Below are 16,107 nucleotides of genomic sequence, written 5' to 3' on the forward strand. Positions count from 1 at the left end.
CCAATCGGCGCAGCCTCAGCCGATACCGGCTTAGGCTTGGGGATCTGTCCCTCAGCGGGTTGCGCCACTTCTGCGTCCTGTGGCTTAGGCGCTTCCGCATCCCTTGCCTTGTACTTGTTCCAACTGTCCTTCCATCGAGGGACCGGTATGGAGATCTGATAGATGCTGAACTCACCGTTAGGCCCCTTGGCCTTACCGGTGATGGTGAGCCATCCGGTATCGACCAGAACCTTCCGGGCCTTGCGGACGGTTGTGCGATTCATGCCTAGCGCCTCTTCAAGTCGGCGCTCCCCGGGGAAAGAGTCGGCCCCCTTAGAGCCCCACGCGGCCATGAAGGACGCGACGGCATAGACCGCTGCCGCACTTCGCGGCATGACCTCTTTCAGTTGGATCCTGAGAGGGGTACTACTTACATCCATCTCACGGGCTAGTTCTCCATGCCAGAGTAGGAAGGTGGTAGATGATGTGGAAAGCAGTACTGCCGGTGTCTGGTTGTTGTTAGTCATTGGGCACTCGCCTCATTCATGAGTTCCTGCCAGATCCTTCTATGTTCCTCTTCGCTTGGCTGTGTTGTGACCTTCTTAGCCCATTCCTGGGCTTCGGCGGAATCCCTATCGAGACCCGTAGCCCTCGAATATAGGTCTACCAAGTCGCCAAGGTGAACGGAGGTGATAGCCGATGGCCTTCCCTTGCCCTTGGGGTAACGGCTCCCGAGTGAGTAGGTTGCCCCGTCTATGAATTTGGCCTTAGGGCCGTCTGGGTAAGGGTCTTCTAGGTCGGGTAGGACGGGAACAGCGTCACCTGGCCACCGTAGGACGTCGATACGGATACCACAGTCACGGAGGTAGCGGCCCTTTTCTTCGACCGATAGGCGCGACCAGTACTCACGGAAGGTCTCGCCTGTCCCTCTCCACTCAACTCGGGTGGGTCGCTGTGGCAGCGCCTCAAGCTTCTTCCGTGTGGTCAAAAGCTGGGACATGCGTCCCTGATACTCGTCTTCACCACCTACGTAGTCATAAAATCCTTGGTCCTTCTCTTTGCGGACATCTTCCATGGCTCGCTTTGTCTGTTCAAGCGCTTGAGTGTGGTCTTCCCCTGGAATGATGACCCTCTCCATGCGTTCCAGGTCTCCGACCTTGTAGAGAATGTCATCCTCAAGAATCGTCTCAAGCTCAACCGCCTTCACAGTGCGGTTGCCGCAGTCGTAACTGCCTACTGCGCGAGAGGCGCAACGGTAGTAGGTGCCTCCTCTCCCGGTGACCGTGTACATGGGCCGTTGGCAGATGGCACAAAATGCCACTTGTCGGAGCAAGGAACCACCCCGACGGTTACCACTGCGCTTGTTGCTGTTCTTCTCTAGGCGCTCTTGCAACTCTTCCCAGGTCTGGAGAGGGATTAGGGGTTCCGCTCGTTGCACAGGTAGCCCGTCATCACCCGTGATGACCTTGCGCTGTCCATCGCGATATTGCGAACCCTCTGCCTCATACTGGCCAAGTAGAGTCTTCGAGCGAAGCATCTTGAGTAGATTCCCTACTCGCCAAAGGCTTCCCTTGGGTTCCTTCCCCTGGTCGATCCTCTGTTGATCGAGAGAACTAGGCACCTTCCGCCGGTTGAGGTCTTCCGTCACGCTGTTGGCGGACTCTCCTTCGATGATGCGTCGGATGACGTCACGGATGATTTCGGAGGTCACAGGATGGGGCTCAAGGCCCCAACCTTCAGCCGTCTGCATCGGCTGGTATCCGTAGGGGACGAACCCACCACGCCACTTGCCGGCACGGATGTTGTGTTCGTAGGTCTGTTTGGCCCGAACCTTCATGGTCTTGCCTTCAAACTCTGCGAACACGCTGAGGATGGTCGCGACCATGCGACCGATGTCAGTAGATAGGTCGATTCCGTCGTCTACCGCGACGATCTGAACCGCGTGCTTGTCGGCCCACTCCAGAAGTTCTAGAAAGTCCTTGGTCTTTCGGGCTAGCCGATCAAGCTTCCAAGCGACGATTACGTCATAGTCTTCCGGCCTGTCGAGCCACTTCCTGAGGGAAGGTCGGTCCCAGGGGGAAGCGCTGATAGCGGAGACGTCAAGGTCTTCTGCGATGCCGACAACGTTGGCGTCATGGAGTCCGGCCCACTGCTCGACCTTCTGCTTCTGCCTGTCGGGGCTCGACGTGCTGTCTGTGAGGTTGGACAGGCGGACCACGCCTAGGACCCGCTTGCCTGCCTTGCTCACCATGTGCCTCCTGACCTGGGGGTTTAAGCTGTCCGACACCCCAACAAGGGGGACATCTGAGGGCAAGCTAGGCCAGTGAGACGGGCGGTGTCAATCTAGTTCCTTGGGGTCGTCCAGAAAGAGAATGCCCTGGTGAGCCAGAGAGGCGGCGCCCGGCTGGAGCATCCGGCCCTGTCCGCTGCCGACCATGGCCGCCCGGGTCGCGGTGTGATGCGGGGCGTAGAACGGCGGCCTGGAGACCAACGGTTGCCCCGGCGGAAGAGTGCCCGCCACCGAGTGGATGGCGGTGACCTCCAAGGCGGCCTCGCGATCGAGGGGCGGGAGGAGCGTCGGCAGCCGTTCGGCCAACATCGTCTTTCCGCAGCCGGCCGGACCATAGAAGAAAAGGTGATGTCCACCGGCCGCGCTGATCTCCAGAGCTCGACGGGCGTCCGCCTGGCCGCGTACGTCGGCCAGGTCGAGATCTCCCCGGAGATCTCTTGAACGGGCCGTTAAGCCGTCGGGTGTCGGCGGCGGGCCGGGGGAGTCCGCCTCGTCCGGCTCCAGCGGTGGAGGCTGATCGCGCAGGTGACACAGCAGGCCGCGGAGCGAGGACGGGGCGATGACCTCGATGTTGGGCACCAGCTCCGCCTCGGCGGCGTTGGCCCGCGGCACGACGACCGTCCGATAGCCGGCGTGGGCCGCGGCGAGAACGGCCGGGAGCACGCCCGGTGTCGCCCGGATGCGCCCGTCCAAGCCCAGCTCGCCCATGATCACCATGCCCGCGCAGGTGGCGGGGTCGAGGGTCTCGGCGGCGGCGAGGAGCGCAACCGCGATGCTCAGATCGAACCCCGACCCCTTCTTGGGGAGGCTCGCCGGGCAGAGGCTGATCGTGACATGTCTGCTGGGCCAGGGTTCACCGGAATTGAAGATCGCCGCCCGGACGCGGTCGCGGGCCTCGTTCAACGCGGCGTCCGGTAGGCCGACGAGATGCAGGCCCGGCACTCCGCTCGTGATCGCGGCCTCGACGTCGACCACGAAGCCGTCCACCCCGACGAGCGCCACCGATCTGGTCTTGGCGAGGGCCATCTCAACACACCCCCCGCACATGATCCAGGTCGAAGCCCGGACGATCGCCTCGTACGGCGACGACCAGGCCGATCACGTCGATGCGGACGGTGTCCGAGGGGATGCCGTTCAGAGACGCCCAGCGCCCGGTCAGCCGCCTTAACCGCGCGGCCTTCGCCTGTGTGATCGCCTCGAGCGGGGTGCCGAACGCGGTGCCCGTCCGCGTCTTCACCTCGCAGACCACATGCCGGCGCCCGTCATAGGCGACGATGTCGAGCTCTCCCTCGCGGCAGCGCCAGTTGCGCGTGACGATCGTCCATCCGAGCCGCTCGGCCAGATAGCGGGCCGCGGCCTCCTCGCCGCTGCGGCCCAGGGTCTGCTTCTTGTTGGAACCCATCGGTCCTCACCTCCGCCTGCAACGGTGCCGGGTACGACCAGGGACGGAAAGACGAATGCTTTTCTGTGGATAAGTCGACACGAGTCGCCCGATGTGATCATCAGTGCCGAGAAAGGTGAGCACACCCAGCGGGTGCCGGGCTCTGATGGTCCGCCGAGTGGACGACTGAGTGGTGCTTCGCCTGATCTTCGTCCGGCCCGGTGGCAGGACCACGGGATGCTGCGGGCGGTCGGCACGTGGCCGGCGCTGCGCCTGCTCCTGCGGGAGGTGGGCGGGAGCGAGCAGCTTGCCGGAGAACTCGTCGGGCGAGCGGACGTCGATCAGGTTGTCCTTGCCGATCGCGTCGACGACCTCGTCGCGGAACGCGCCGGATGGCGAGGTCCTGCGCTCCTTGGCCTGGTACGAGGTGGCCGGACGGCTGTCCACTGACCGGATGAGGCGATGCTGCTGCGCCGGTGGCCTCGAAACTGTTCCCTACGTCCTCCGCCCTCAAGGTCGGCGAGAGCGAGGTGGGCTGGAGTCCGCCATCTGGCCGCGCGCAACCTGGTGCTGTACGAGTGACCGAGGTGGGTTTGGGATCCTCGGAACGCGCCCCCAGTTCTTCGGGCTTGAACCCGGGCTAAAGGGCGGAGCGTCGTCCATCGACCTGCTCCTCCGTGCCCGAAGCGCGTGAAGGCGGGTGCGCCCCCATGGCGTTCGTCGATCTCTGAGGGGACTAGGGCCTGTCATGGACGGTGACGGCGAGGCCCTTGTCGGTGAGTTCGCTGGTGATGAGGGGCTCGATGTGTTCCCACCGTCCGCCGGCCAGGCCGCAGCCGATGCGGGGAATGTGGATGGTGGCGTTGAGCTGGGCGGCCGGGGTGGCGAGGTGCTGCAGGCATGCGCGCACTGCTTCGTAGCGGATGGGCGGGCCGGAGCTGCGGCCGGCCTTGATTCCGTGTTGGCCGATCATGTTGGCGACCCAGGTGTCTGGTTTGACCCGGATGAGTTGGATGGCGCCCAATCCGAAGTCGTTGGTGGCGCGTTCGCGGTGCCAGCGCCGGTAGGCGGCTTCGGGCTCGGGCCAGCGTCGTGAGATGGCCAGGACGAAGCCCTTGCCCCAGCCGCCACGGTCGTTGCAGATATGTGCGATGACCTTGGGTCCTTTGGCCTGAGGTGAGGTCGCGTCGCCGTTGAGGTACTGGATCTCCGCCACGATTGGCACGATAGCCGCGCATGCCGACGAAACCGCCGGCCACGTCTGTTGCCGCCAAAGCCCGTCTTGGGCGTGGTCGGGCGGCCGGTGGTGCGGGTCGGCGTGGTCGTTGAGGCTGCTCGTCGCGGAGCATGGCGAACAGCGCGTCGCTGCGGCCGCGGGCCGGCAGACGAGGACGGCGTTGGGGTCTCTTGCCCTCGGCACGGCGATCGGTTCCGTAGAAAGGCGTGACCCGGTGGCTCAAGCCACTGGGCGACGGCCTCCGGCCCACAAAGAGATCAGGCCGTCGTCGGACCCAGGCCAGAAGGGCAGCAGGCGGAGTCGCAGGCTCAGTAGAGCCAACGGGTCGACGTACTGGGTGCCCCGGAGCACCCCCCAGTGGAGGCAGTGACGGTGGCCGCAGTGGCCGAGGAAGGGCTGGACCGTGCCGATCCCGGTGGCGGAGGTGACGGCCTGGCCGACGTGGACGGCGGGTTCCACGGGCAGGTAGGTGGTGCGCAAGGCGCCGTGGGTGATGGCCACCACCCCATAGCCCGCGATACGGCCCGCGAAGGACACCCTCCCACGGGCCGCCGCGTACACGGCTTGGCCAGGTGCGGCGTCGAGATCGACGCCGCGGTGGCCGGGCACCCAGGGACTGGCCGGTGGCGAGAAGGGACGGACCACCGCAGGAGAAGGGCGTATCGGCCATGCCCATAGAGCCGGTGCCGACGATGGCTCGGAAGCGAGCACGGGAGACACAGACCCCGATATGGAGCCCGTCGTACCGGCTCGCGGAGAGGCCAGGCACCCTCGGCCGGTAAGTGGCGCGCAAGCGGCAGAGGCCGCTGACGACCCTCGCAGGCAATGCAGCCCAGCCACCGGTGAAGACGATGGGGCGCAAGCCGCAATGGCCCCAGGCGCAGAGGGCGTGCCCAGCGCGATGGCCCAGATGAGGCCCAGCGTCAAGACGGTCATGAAGGCCAGCGTCGGCCCGCCCTCCGGTCGGGCGCCAGGGGTCGTCGCGACTGTGGACAACCGTCCGCGGGCCTGGAAGGCCGTCGGTTCCACGGCGCTCGCGGACATCCCATAGACTTGAGGGCACGGTCGCGCGGGAGAGATGTCTCGGGCGGCCGAATTCACGCGCTCGTCTGCCGCCGGTCCCCGCTCGTTCGGGGTCCCTGGCGGGGCATCGCCTCTCGGTCCGTCACTGACGGCGGGGCGTGTCCGGGCGCGGGCAGGCAACCGAGATTGGCCCGCACCGGGCCGGACAGGAGCACACGGGCATGTCACCCGTCGTCACGATGCGTCAACTGCTGGAGAGCGGCGTTCACTTCGGCCACCAGACCCGTCGGTGGAACCCGAAGATGAAGCGCTTCATCTTCACCGAGCGCAACGGCATCTACATCATCGACCTGCAGCAGTCGCTGTCCTACATCGACCGCGCGTTCGAGTTCATCAAGGAGACGGTCGCCCACGGCGGCACGATCCTGTTCGTCGGCACCAAGAAGCAGGGCCAGGAGGCCATCGCCGACCAGGCGCTGCGGGTCGGGATGCCGTACGTCAACCAGCGCTGGCTGGGCGGCATGCTCACCAACTTCTCGACCGTCCACAAGCGGCTCACCCGGCTCAAGGAGCTGGAGGAGATCAACTACGACGACGTCGCGGGCTCCGGCATGACCAAGAAGGAACTGCTGGGCCTCAAGCGCGAGAAGGACAAGCTCGAGCGCACCCTCGGCGGCATCCGCGACATGGCCCGCGTGCCCAGCGCGATCTGGATCGTGGACACCAAGAAGGAGCACATCGCCGTCAACGAGGCCCGCAAGCTGGGCATCCCGGTGGTGGCGATCCTGGACACCAACTGCGACCCGGACGAGGTCGACTACCCGATCCCGGGCAACGACGACGCCATCCGCAGCGTCAGCCTGCTGACCCGCGTGGTCGCCGACGCGGTGGCCGACGGTCTGATGGCCCGCGCGGGCGCCGCCACCGGCGGGGACGACAAGCCCGCCGAGGCCGCCGCGGGCGCCGAGCCGCTGGCCGAGTGGGAGCGGGAGCTGCTGGAGGGCAAGGACAAGCCCGCCGAGACCGCCCCCGCCGCCGAGTCGACCGAGACCCCCGAGGCCGCCGCGACGCCCGAGGCCCCTGAGGCCCCCGAGGCCCCCGAGGCCACGGAGACGGTCGAGACCGCCGAGACGGCGGAGACGGCGGAGCCCGCCGCGGAGTCGACCGAGACCGCCGAGGCCGGCCCGGCCGACGGAGCCTCCGAGAACGCTTGATCCGAGGTCCCCGGCGGGCGTCCCCGTTCCGGGCCGCCCGCCGGGACCGCGCCGGATCGTACGAACCCGACGAGAGAGATCTGAAGCGATGGCGAACTTCACCGCCGCCGACGTCAAGCGGCTCCGCGAGCTGACCGGCTCCGGCATGATGGACTGCAAGAACGCGCTGGTCGAGGCCGACGGCGAACTCGACAAGGCCGTCGAGATCCTGCGCCTCAAGGGCGCCAAGGACGTCGGCAAGCGCGCCGAGCGCACCGCCGGCAACGGACTGGTCGCCGAGCACTTCAACGGCACCGGCGACGGCGCGCTGCTCGAGCTGAACTGCGAGACCGACTTCGTCGCCAAGAACGAGGGCTTCATCGCGCTGGCCGACCGGCTGGTGCGCTTCGCCGCCGAGTCGGGTGTCGCGGACGCCCCCGCGCTGCTCGGCCAGGAGATCGAGCCGGGCAAGACCGTCCAGGCCCTGATCGAGGAGAACAGCGCCAAGATCGGCGAGAAGCTGGAGCTGCGCCGCTTCGCCCACTACCAGGGCGCCTACGTGGCCAGCTACCTGCACAAGTCCGACCCCTCGCTGCCCCCGACCACCGGTGTGCTGGTGGAGCTGGACGCGGAGAACGCCGAGATCGCCAAGGACATCGCCCAGCAGATCGCGGCGATGGCCCCCAAGTACCTCACCCGCGACGAGGTCTCGGCCGAGGCCATCGAGAAGGAGCGGGCGCTCGCCGAGCAGATCACCCGCGACGAGGGCAAGCCCGAGAAGGCCATCCCGAAGATCGTCGAGGGCCGGGTCAACGCCTACTTCCGCGACTTCGTCCTGGTCGAGCAGGCGTTCGTCAAGGACGGCAAGAAGACCATCGCCAAGGTCCTCGACGAGGCCGGGGTGAAGGTCGTACGTTTCGCCCGTTTCAAGGTGGGACAGGCTTAAGAGCCCTGCCGGGAGGCATCTCCGGGAGTAGAGACCCCGGGGGAGCCGACATCCGGGAAGGCACACACTGACGTCGCGACGAGGAGGCCGCCGCCGTGGGGGAGAAACCGAACACCGATCCGACGGCGGCCCCGTCGTCCGCGCCCGTTCCGTGCTCCGCCGCCTCGGCGGTGTCCGGAGCGGCGCCCGCGCAGTCCGGAACGACCCCGGAGACGTCGGGAACGGCGTCCGCACCCCAGCCCGGCCTCCCTCGGGGCGGCTGGCGCCGGGTGCTGCTGAAGCTCTCCGGGGAGGCGTTCGCCGGGGGCGACCCGCTGGGCATCGACCCGGGGGTCGTCCAGCACATCGCCAAGGCCATCGCCGACGCGGTGGGCGAGGGCACCCAGGTGGCCGTGGTCTGCGGCGGCGGCAACATGTTCCGCGGCGCGCAGATGGCCGAACGGGGCATGGACCGCGGTCGTTCCGACTACATGGGCATGCTGGGCACGGTGATCAACTGCCTGGCCCTGCAGGACTTCTGTGAGAAGCTCGGCCTCGACACGAGGGTCCAGACCGCCATCACCATGGGTCAGGTCGCCGAGCCGTACATCCCCCGCCGCGCGATCCGGCACCTGGAGAAGGGCCGGGTCGTGATCTTCGGGGCGGGCCTCGGTCAGCCGTTCTTCTCCACCGACACCTGCGCCGCGCAGCGGGCGCTGGAGATCGGCGCGGAGGCGGTGCTCAAGGGCACCCAGGTCGACGGAGTGTACGACGCCGACCCCAGGAAGAATCCCGACGCGGTCAAGTTCGACCGTTTGGACTACGGTGAAGTCCTACAGCGGGGACTGAAGGTGATGGACGCCACGGCCATCAGCCTCTGCATGGACAACAACCTGCCGATCGTGGTCTTCGACCTGATGGGGCAGGGCAACATCATCCGGGCCGTCCGGGGTGACAAGATCGGCACGCTGGTCAGCCCGGCGGACGGCTGATCGGGCCGTTCGAGGCGGGCCGGCGGTTCGCCGCAGCGAGGCCCGGCGGGCCGGTAGGGCCGGCCGGCAGTTCGGGCAGCAGGCAGCACGCAGGACGAGGTGACGGGAGCCGGACGTGATCGACGAGATCCTCTTCGAAGCCGAAGAGAAGATGGAGAAGGCGGTGGCGGTCGCCAAGGACGACTTCGCGAGCATTCGCACCGGGCGGGTCACGCCGGCGATGTTCAACAAGATCACCGCGGAGTACTACGGCACCCCCACGCCGATCAACCAGCTCGCGTCGTTCACGCTGCCCGAGCCCCGGATGGTGATCGTGCAGGTGTTCGACAAGTCGTCCATGAACGCGGTGGAGAGGGCGATCCGCGACAGCGACCTGGGCGTCAACCCCACCAACGACGGCAACGTGATCCGGGTGGTGTTCCCCGACCTGTCGGAGGAGCGCCGCCGCGACTTCATCAAGGTCGCCGGCAGCAAGGCCGAGGACAGCAAGATCTCCATCCGCAACATCCGCCGCCGCGCCAAGGACTCGTTGGACAAGCTGGCCAAGGACGGCGAGGCCGGCGAGGACGACGTACGGCGTGCCGAGAAGGACCTCGACGACGCGACGCACAAGTACGTCGCCCAGATCGATGAGCTTCTCGAGCACAAGAAGGCCGAGCTTCTCGAGGTCTGAATGGAAGCCGCACACGGCCGGGAGGCGACACCGCCCCCGGCCGGACCCCCCACGACGTCCGGCACCCCCGGCCGGGCGGGCCGCAACCTGCCCGTCGCCGCCGCCGTCGGTCTCGGCCTCGGCGCCCTCGTCCTGGTCTCGCTGTACACCGTCAAGGAGATCTTCCTCGGCGTCATGACGTTCTTCCTCGCGCTCGGCGTGCGCGAGTTGATCCAGGCGTTCGGCTCCAAGGACATCAGGGTCCCGCAGGTCCCGACGATGCTCGGGGTGGTGGCCGGGCTGGTCGCCGCCTACGCGGGCGGCCCGATCGCGCTCGTGGGGGCGGTCGCCCTCACCGTCCTGGCGCTGCTGGTCTGGCGGATGCCGTCCGGCGCCGACGGTTACGTCCGGGACGCCACGGCGGGGCTGTTCGTCGTCGCCTACGTGGTGATCATGGGCGGCATCGTCGCCCTGATGCTCGGCCCGGACGACGGCGCCCACCGGATCGTCATCTTCATCGCGGTCACCGTGTCCAGCGACATCGGCGGCTACTTCGCCGGCTCGTACCTGGGCCGGCACAAGATGGCGCCCACCATCAGCCCCAAGAAGACCTGGGAGGGCTTCGCCGGCTCGGCGCTGACCTGCATGCTCGTGGGCGGCTGGCTGGTTCCGTGGCTGCTGGACGGCGGCCGGATCTGGCAGGGGGCGCTGCTGGGGGCCGCCGTGGTCTGCTCCGCGACCGTCGGCGACCTCATCGAGTCCATGATCAAGCGCGACCTGGGGATCAAGGATCTCGGCACCCTGCTGCCGGGCCACGGCGGTGTCATGGACCGGCTGGACTCCCTCATCATCACCGCCCCGGTCGTGTGGCTGCTCCTGGAGCTGTTCGTCGGCACCACCTGAGCCGCGGGGCCCGGAGGGGTCAGGAGACGACCCAGCTACGGCCCTCGTCGCGGAGGCGACGGATCAGGGCGCCGGAGCCCGCACCCTTGGCGTACTGACGTTCCTCGTCGGTGATCGGAACGAGCCACAGCCAGCGGACCGGGTCGCCGCCGAACATGAAACCGGTCAGATCGGGCGCGGGCGGCCCGTTCAGGCGGCTGGGGTCGTCCAAGAGCACCAGCCCCGACCAGCGGGCGTCCCTCTGGGCCGGCGCGTTCAGCGGGAACGTCTTCGGCTCGTGGTACCACTTGACCACGTCGCCGGGGGCGAACCACGTGACCGAACGCCACGGGTACTGGGCCAGCCAGGGGAAGACGCTCCCGACGCGCTGGCTGGGCAGGGTGCTCGCCACCGCCAGCTCGATCCGCGCGAAGTGGGAGACGTCGTCCTCGTACAGCTCCACGGTCGGCATCCGCTGGCAGCTCATCCCCAGCGTGCTGAGCACGGAGAACTCCCGTCCCGTACGGGCGGGGCGCTCCGACACGCTCACCACGGGCGCGGCGGCGCGCTCCTGCCCGCCGTGCGCCGCGCCTGAGGAGCGGAACTGGCGGCCGACGTCGTGCCAGTAGTGCCCGCCGGGACCGAGTCGATTGAGCAGGTGCCCCAACGCGGACTGCTGGAAGTCGGCCCACGCGTCCTCGGCCCGGGTCCACTCCCAGAACGCGCGTGCCTGCCCTATGCGTCGGGTGAACTCCGCGGCCTCCTGCTCCAAGGGGAACGCGAACGGGCTCTGCGCGTTCACGTCACGGCTGTAGCCCGGGATGCCGCGGCTCATGTCCGACCACGCGGGGACGACGCACAGCGGCTCCCCGGATTCGAGCACCGCCGCGCCGTCGCCCTCCTCGAACCACACGATCTCCAGAGAACGCGGGTCGAGCGCCGGCCGGCCCTCGGGATGCCGTGTGCGGGGGGCGGGCATCAGCGGCGGCAGCCCCGCGTCGATCCGGGTCAGGTCCAGTTCGGGGGTGGCGGGCCGGTGGTTGGCGATCCAGACGGCGCCGATGACGGTGTCGCGTGCGTCGCGCATATAGGCGGCGGTGGTGACGCCGTCCGTCTCCACGGTGAGCCGCCTACTCCCATACGGGCTGGTCGCGGACGCGACCACGTTCATCGCCGCCCCGGGAGAGCCGGACGACCCGACGCCGCCCCCGTCCCTGGACGGTGCGCCCATCCGGGCGGAACCAGAGCCTCTACGCAAACCCGCCATGATCAAAACTGTAACGGGCCATCCGGGTCACATGCACGGCAAAGGCATGCCTCGGGGTTTGCCACACTGGAGGGACCATGTCTTCCACAACGCAGCACCCCTCGGGCGTGCCCGCCGCGCCCCAGTCCACCGACGGAGTCCCGTCCGCGGCCGAGTCGACCGGCGGGGACGCGGTGCCCGCCGGCACGTCTGCTCCCGCCGGCACCCGGCCGCCGGCGGGCGGACCGGCGTCGGCGGCCCCTGGGGCCTCGGTGAGCGGCGAGGAGACTTCGTCGGGCGAGAGGGGCTCGGCCGGTCCTCCCGGCCCCGGGGAGGCGAAGGGCGGGCGTCCCGAGCCCGGCACGCTCACGTTCGTGGCGCCGCGGCGCGGCAAGCCGCCGAGGCACCTGGCCGATCTGTCGTCCGCCGAGCGGCGGGAGGCGGTGGCCGCGCTGGGGGAGAAGCCGTTCCGGGCCGACCAGCTCTCGCGGCACTATTTCGCCCGGCTGGCGGACGACCCGGCGGAGATGACCGACCTGCCGGCGGCGATCCGCGACCGGCTCGCGTCTGAGCTGCTGCCCTCCCTGCTCAGCCCGGTGCGCACCCTCGACTGCGACGGCGGCCGGACCCGCAAGACGGTCTGGCGCGCGTTCGACGGCACGCTGTTCGAGTCGGTGCTGATGCGGTACCCGGACCGGGTCACCATGTGCGTCTCCTCGCAGGCGGGCTGCGGCATGAACTGCCCGTTCTGCGCGACCGGCCAGGCTGGCCTGACCCGGAACCTGTCCACCGCCGAGATCGTCGAGCAGGTCGCGGCGGGCGCCCGGGCGCTGGCGCGCGGACAGGTCTCCGGAGGTCCCGGACGGGTCTCCAACATCGTCTTCATGGGCATGGGCGAGCCGCTGGCCAACTACAAGGCCGTGCTCGGCGCCGTCCGCCGCATCACCGATCCGGCCCCGCACGGCCTCGGCATCTCCCAGCGGTCGGTCACCGTCTCCACGGTCGGCCTCGTCCCCGCGATCGACAAGCTCGCCGCCGAGGACCTGTCGGTACGGCTCGCGGTGTCCCTGCACGCGCCCGACGACGAGCTCCGCGACGAACTCGTCCCGATCAACACCCGCTGGAAGGTGCGCGAGGTCCTCGACGCGGCCTGGGCGTACGCGGAGCGCAGCGGGCGTCGGGTCTCGATCGAGTACGCCATGATCAAGGACGTGAACGACCAGGCGTGGCGGGCGGACCTGCTCGGCCGGCTCCTGAAGGGTCATCTCGTCCACGTCAACCTGATCCCCCTGAACCCCACACCGGGCTCGAAGTGGACCGCCTCCCGGCCCGCCGACGAACGCGAGTTCGTGGCCCGGCTGGAGGCCCACGGCGTGCCGGTGACCGTGCGCGACACGCGGGGAAGGGAGATCGACGGCGCCTGCGGGCAGTTGGCCGCCGCCACGGATTGAGGGGTGCGCATGCCACGGTTCCCTGTGGTGCTGCGGGGTTACGACTGCGACCAGGTCGACGCGCTGATCGCCCGGATCGAGGCCGTCCTGCGCGACGGCGCGCCCCGGCCGACCGCCGAGGACGTGCTGAGCAGCCGGTTCGCGGTGGTCCTGCGGGGTTACGACCAGGGGGCCGTCGACCGGTTCCTGTACGCGCGCATCCGGGAGTTGAGCGCCCGGGCGCTGCCGCAGTCCTCGCCCCGGCGGCGGGCCGACGTCGGGCGGCTGATCGACTGGATCGAGAGCGTCGAGTTCCCCGCCACCCGGGTCCATGCACGGTATGACGTCCGCGAGGTGGACGCCTTCCTCGAACGGGTGGTCGCGGGCTTGCACGGTGCCGCCCCGCCGCTGACCTCGGGCGATGTCAAGGCCGGGGCCTTTCGGAGGGTACGGGTCGGGCGCGGTTATGACCGAGGCGAGGTCGATCGGTTCCTCGGCCGTTTGGCGGAGGCGTTGGACGACTCGGTGGTGCGTTGATCGGCTGTTGGCTCTGTGGCCTTTCTTGGTTTGCCGAGGACCTTGAGATCATCTTGCTCCGTGGTCGGTCGACAGGGGGCCGATCTCGTACGGTCCGGCGCGCACGTGCGGATCGCACGGACGGGCGAGGAGTCTGTGGCGCGGCCGGTTCATCATCAGGGCGCAGATGCTTTGGCCTGGTCGAGGCCCATGCCGGCGATCGCCGTAATACGGGCATGCGGCGATTTCCGGGTATTCGTCCGTGGCCGTCGGCGCAATCCGGACGTGGCGAAACGCCTCATGCCGCCGGTCGGCTGCTTGAACGGCCTGGTCGGTTGAGGCGCCGGCGTCGGTGGCCGATGAAGGCGTCCTTGAACGCCACCGCCTCGTCATCGATGTCGGCGTGAGCCGCTTCGGTCACTTGCCTTTAGGCGACTTCTTGATTCCCGTCTCCTGCGCCACCCGGCCTCCCGGCCCGCGCGGGGCGGTCCTCCCCCGCCGCATCATCGCTGCTCACAGGCCCGTCCGGACGCACACCCAGGGACGGACGGTGTGAGCGTGTCGGACCCTTTGTGCATACGGCCAGGTCAGAGGGTTGTCCTGTGGTTATCCACAGATGCTTAAAGGGTCTGGTCAAGCGGCCCCGCTCGGGGGACGCTACGAGGCATGGACTGGATCGTCACCGAGCGTCAACGGCTGCACTCTCTGTTCGGCGTCTATCTCGCCCCCGAGGTCAGCGCGGCGATTCTGCCGCTGGCCCGCCCCGCGCTCCGGCTCGGCGGCGAGGGGAAGGCCGTCCGCTTCGGCGGACGGCCACTGCTGCCTCCCTCGGCGGCCTGGCCCCGGTGGGCCGGCCGCCCGCTGGACTTCCTGGCCCTGGTCGACTTCGGTGAACTGGCCGCCGTGCTCCAACAACCCGAGGTGCCGGGCGAGGGCCGAGCCGCCTTCTACTACGCCAGCCGAGCCCCGCGCCCCTGGGGCAGCCGCCCCGAGGAACGCGACGGCTGGCGCGTCTTCACCGGCGACCTCGTCGAGGCCGACCCCCCCGAAGGCATCGACACCACCCCGCCCCGGACGCTCGGCGCCGCCCCGTTCCTGTCCCTGCCCGCCCCGCAGGAGCCGGTCCTCCAGCGCGTCGAGGCCGGCTACGACGGCATCCTCTCGGTCTACGAGCAGCTCTACGCCGCCTGGCTGCACCACCTATGGCCCGACGACCCGGTCCATCAGATCGGCGGCTGGCCCGTCATCGTCCAACGACCGGTCGCCGCCGACGCCCACCACGCGTCCTCCGGCCACGACCTCGACGTGATCACCTCCCCGAATCCCGCCGCCCCCGCCGACGACTGGTGCCCGCTCCTCCAACTCGACTCCGACGACCGCCTCGGCTGGCACTGGGGCGACCCCGGCCGTGTCTACTTCTGCAACCGCAGATCCGCACCCTTGGAGGACTCCTGGCTCATCCTCCAGGCCCGCTGACCGAGCCCCCTGGTAGGTGGGCCCGGGGGGCAACAGGGCGGGTGGTGCTGTCGCGAGGGCTGCGGGCCGGAGGCGGTGCGTTGATGGGGCCGGCATGTGGCTGTGGGTGGTGTGGTGCGGGTCGGGGTGGTCATGGGGGGACGGGGGTGGGTCATCGGGGGCGGCGGGCGAGGGCGAGGTGCCCGATTGCGAGGGTGGCCGACCAGAGGGTCAGGTGTAGGGCGATGGTGGGCGTGGCGTCGGTGAGAGCTGTGGGGCCGTCGTGGGCGGCGCGGAGCCAGGCGGCCATCGGGACGGAGAGCCAATGGAGCGGGCCGATGCTGAGGAGGAGGGCGGTGATGGTCGTGCTGAGCAGGGCCAGGAGTGAGATGCCGGGTGATGGCATGATCGCGCGTGCGGTGTAGGCGCCCAGGAGGGTGGCGGCGGCGGTCACCAGGAGGAGGAGGGTGAGGGCCGAGATGATCGCGCCGGTGCCCACACCTGCGGAGACGGCTGCGAACAGCGGGATGGCGAGGGCCAGTGCGCCCAGACCGAGGTTGACCAGGTAGGCGGCGAGCAGCCCGGCTGCCGTGGGTGCCAGGCGGTGACGGGCCGCAGTGGCGGAGAGGGCTCGTTGTTCGTCCGGCTGCGTGTCGGGCAGTGCCCGGGCCACCCAGGCCCAGATGGGGAACAGCATGGCGGGGACGTCACCCAGCGTGCCGGTGGCGAGGTCGATGCGCCCGGAGTCGTTCCCCGGCAGCAGCACCAAGGCGATGAACAAGAGGACGACGATCAGCGGGTGGAGCACTCGGAGCGACCGTACATAGCCTTGCATTTGGAAGAGAAGGAGGGCTTTCATGGCCGCCGCTCATTCTTCACCGTGGCGTCTCCTGTGAGCTCTGGATT

General features: G+C 68.8%; 15 protein-coding genes and 1 pseudogene. 8 read left to right on the forward strand and 8 right to left on the reverse strand.

The genetic code is table 11. The features are described 5' to 3' along the window. Nucleotides 1-502 precede the first annotated feature (502 nt). The 6 genes and pseudogenes from DFJ69_RS22710 to DFJ69_RS34985 form a co-directional block, all read right to left on the reverse strand. Nucleotides 503-2,230, reverse strand: coding sequence for a recombinase family protein (locus tag DFJ69_RS22710; protein ID WP_116024465.1), 1,728 nt, complete (start codon nucleotides 2,228-2,230; stop codon nucleotides 503-505). Nucleotides 2,231-2,317: 87 nt separating this feature from the next. Continuing rightward, nucleotides 2,318-3,295, reverse strand: a complete 978-nt coding sequence (locus DFJ69_RS22715) for a YifB family Mg chelatase-like AAA ATPase (protein ID WP_116024466.1) — start codon at nucleotides 3,293-3,295, stop codon at nucleotides 2,318-2,320. A gap of 1 nt (nucleotide 3,296) precedes the next feature. Next, nucleotides 3,297-3,671 (reverse strand): YraN family protein, encoded by a 375-nt coding sequence (locus tag DFJ69_RS22720; protein ID WP_116024467.1) that lies wholly within the window; start codon nucleotides 3,669-3,671, stop codon nucleotides 3,297-3,299. Nucleotides 3,672-3,877: 206 nt separating this feature from the next. Continuing rightward, nucleotides 3,878-4,082 (reverse strand): annotated as a pseudogene (locus DFJ69_RS22725) (sulfurtransferase); the annotation flags it as partial. Between the two features lie 304 nt (nucleotides 4,083-4,386). Further along, nucleotides 4,387-4,866, reverse strand: a complete 480-nt coding sequence (locus tag DFJ69_RS22730) for a macro domain-containing protein (RefSeq protein ID WP_116024468.1) — start codon at nucleotides 4,864-4,866, stop codon at nucleotides 4,387-4,389. A gap of 240 nt (nucleotides 4,867-5,106) precedes the next feature. Beyond that, the gene (locus DFJ69_RS34985; RefSeq protein ID WP_211328707.1) at nucleotides 5,107-5,496 is read right to left on the reverse strand and encodes a M23 family metallopeptidase; all 390 of its coding nucleotides are present in this window, start codon (nucleotides 5,494-5,496) and stop codon (nucleotides 5,107-5,109) included. 635 nt (nucleotides 5,497-6,131) lie between these two features. Here DFJ69_RS34985 and rpsB point away from each other — a divergent pair. The 5 genes from rpsB to DFJ69_RS22760 all read left to right on the forward strand — a co-directional run bounded on the left by rpsB (nucleotide 6,132) and on the right by DFJ69_RS22760 (nucleotide 10,575). Continuing rightward, complete coding sequence (gene rpsB / locus DFJ69_RS22740) at nucleotides 6,132-7,124, forward strand: 30S ribosomal protein S2 (RefSeq protein ID WP_116024469.1); 993 nt, start codon at nucleotides 6,132-6,134, stop codon at nucleotides 7,122-7,124. A gap of 88 nt (nucleotides 7,125-7,212) precedes the next feature. Further along, nucleotides 7,213-8,049: a translation elongation factor Ts gene (gene tsf, locus DFJ69_RS22745; protein ID WP_116024470.1), complete on the forward strand. Its 837-nt coding sequence runs from the start codon at nucleotides 7,213-7,215 to the stop codon at nucleotides 8,047-8,049. A 269-nt stretch (nucleotides 8,050-8,318) separates the two neighbouring features. Then, a complete protein-coding gene (pyrH, locus tag DFJ69_RS22750; protein WP_245974772.1) occupies nucleotides 8,319-9,020 on the forward strand; it encodes a UMP kinase in 702 nt (233 codons plus the stop codon). Between the two features lie 115 nt (nucleotides 9,021-9,135). After that, nucleotides 9,136-9,693 carry a ribosome recycling factor gene (gene frr, locus DFJ69_RS22755; protein ID WP_116024471.1) on the forward strand — a complete coding sequence of 186 codons (558 nt, stop codon included), beginning with the start codon at nucleotides 9,136-9,138 and terminating at the stop codon, nucleotides 9,691-9,693. Beyond that, the gene (locus DFJ69_RS22760) at nucleotides 9,694-10,575 is read left to right on the forward strand and encodes a phosphatidate cytidylyltransferase (protein ID WP_116024472.1); all 882 of its coding nucleotides are present in this window, start codon (nucleotides 9,694-9,696) and stop codon (nucleotides 10,573-10,575) included. A 19-nt stretch (nucleotides 10,576-10,594) separates the two neighbouring features. Here the strand turns inward: DFJ69_RS22760 and DFJ69_RS22765 are convergent, their stop codons facing one another. Further along, nucleotides 10,595-11,785 carry a suppressor of fused domain protein gene (locus tag DFJ69_RS22765; protein WP_342769878.1) on the reverse strand — a complete coding sequence of 397 codons (1,191 nt, stop codon included), beginning with the start codon at nucleotides 11,783-11,785 and terminating at the stop codon, nucleotides 10,595-10,597. Between the two features lie 113 nt (nucleotides 11,786-11,898). On the opposite strand from DFJ69_RS22765, the gene rlmN reads away from it, so the two are divergent. The 3 genes from rlmN to DFJ69_RS22780 all read left to right on the forward strand — a co-directional run bounded on the left by rlmN (nucleotide 11,899) and on the right by DFJ69_RS22780 (nucleotide 15,222). Further along, a complete protein-coding gene (gene rlmN / locus DFJ69_RS22770; RefSeq protein ID WP_245974527.1) occupies nucleotides 11,899-13,251 on the forward strand; it encodes a dual-specificity RNA methyltransferase RlmN in 1,353 nt (450 codons plus the stop codon). A 9-nt stretch (nucleotides 13,252-13,260) separates the two neighbouring features. Beyond that, the gene (locus tag DFJ69_RS22775; protein ID WP_116024474.1) at nucleotides 13,261-13,767 is read left to right on the forward strand and encodes a DivIVA domain-containing protein; all 507 of its coding nucleotides are present in this window, start codon (nucleotides 13,261-13,263) and stop codon (nucleotides 13,765-13,767) included. A 645-nt stretch (nucleotides 13,768-14,412) separates the two neighbouring features. Further along, nucleotides 14,413-15,222 (forward strand): DUF1963 domain-containing protein, encoded by an 810-nt coding sequence (locus tag DFJ69_RS22780; RefSeq protein WP_116024475.1) that lies wholly within the window; start codon nucleotides 14,413-14,415, stop codon nucleotides 15,220-15,222. A gap of 151 nt (nucleotides 15,223-15,373) precedes the next feature. On the opposite strand, the gene DFJ69_RS22785 is transcribed toward DFJ69_RS22780, so the two are convergent. Beyond that, on the reverse strand, nucleotides 15,374-16,009 hold the full coding sequence (locus tag DFJ69_RS22785) for a hypothetical protein (RefSeq protein ID WP_116024476.1): 636 nt from the start codon (nucleotides 16,007-16,009) through the stop codon (nucleotides 15,374-15,376). Nucleotides 16,010-16,107: the final 98 nt, after the last annotated feature.

This window comes from Thermomonospora umbrina (assembly GCF_003386555.1).
Classification (GTDB): domain Bacteria; phylum Actinomycetota; class Actinomycetes; order Streptosporangiales; family Streptosporangiaceae; genus Thermomonospora; species Thermomonospora umbrina.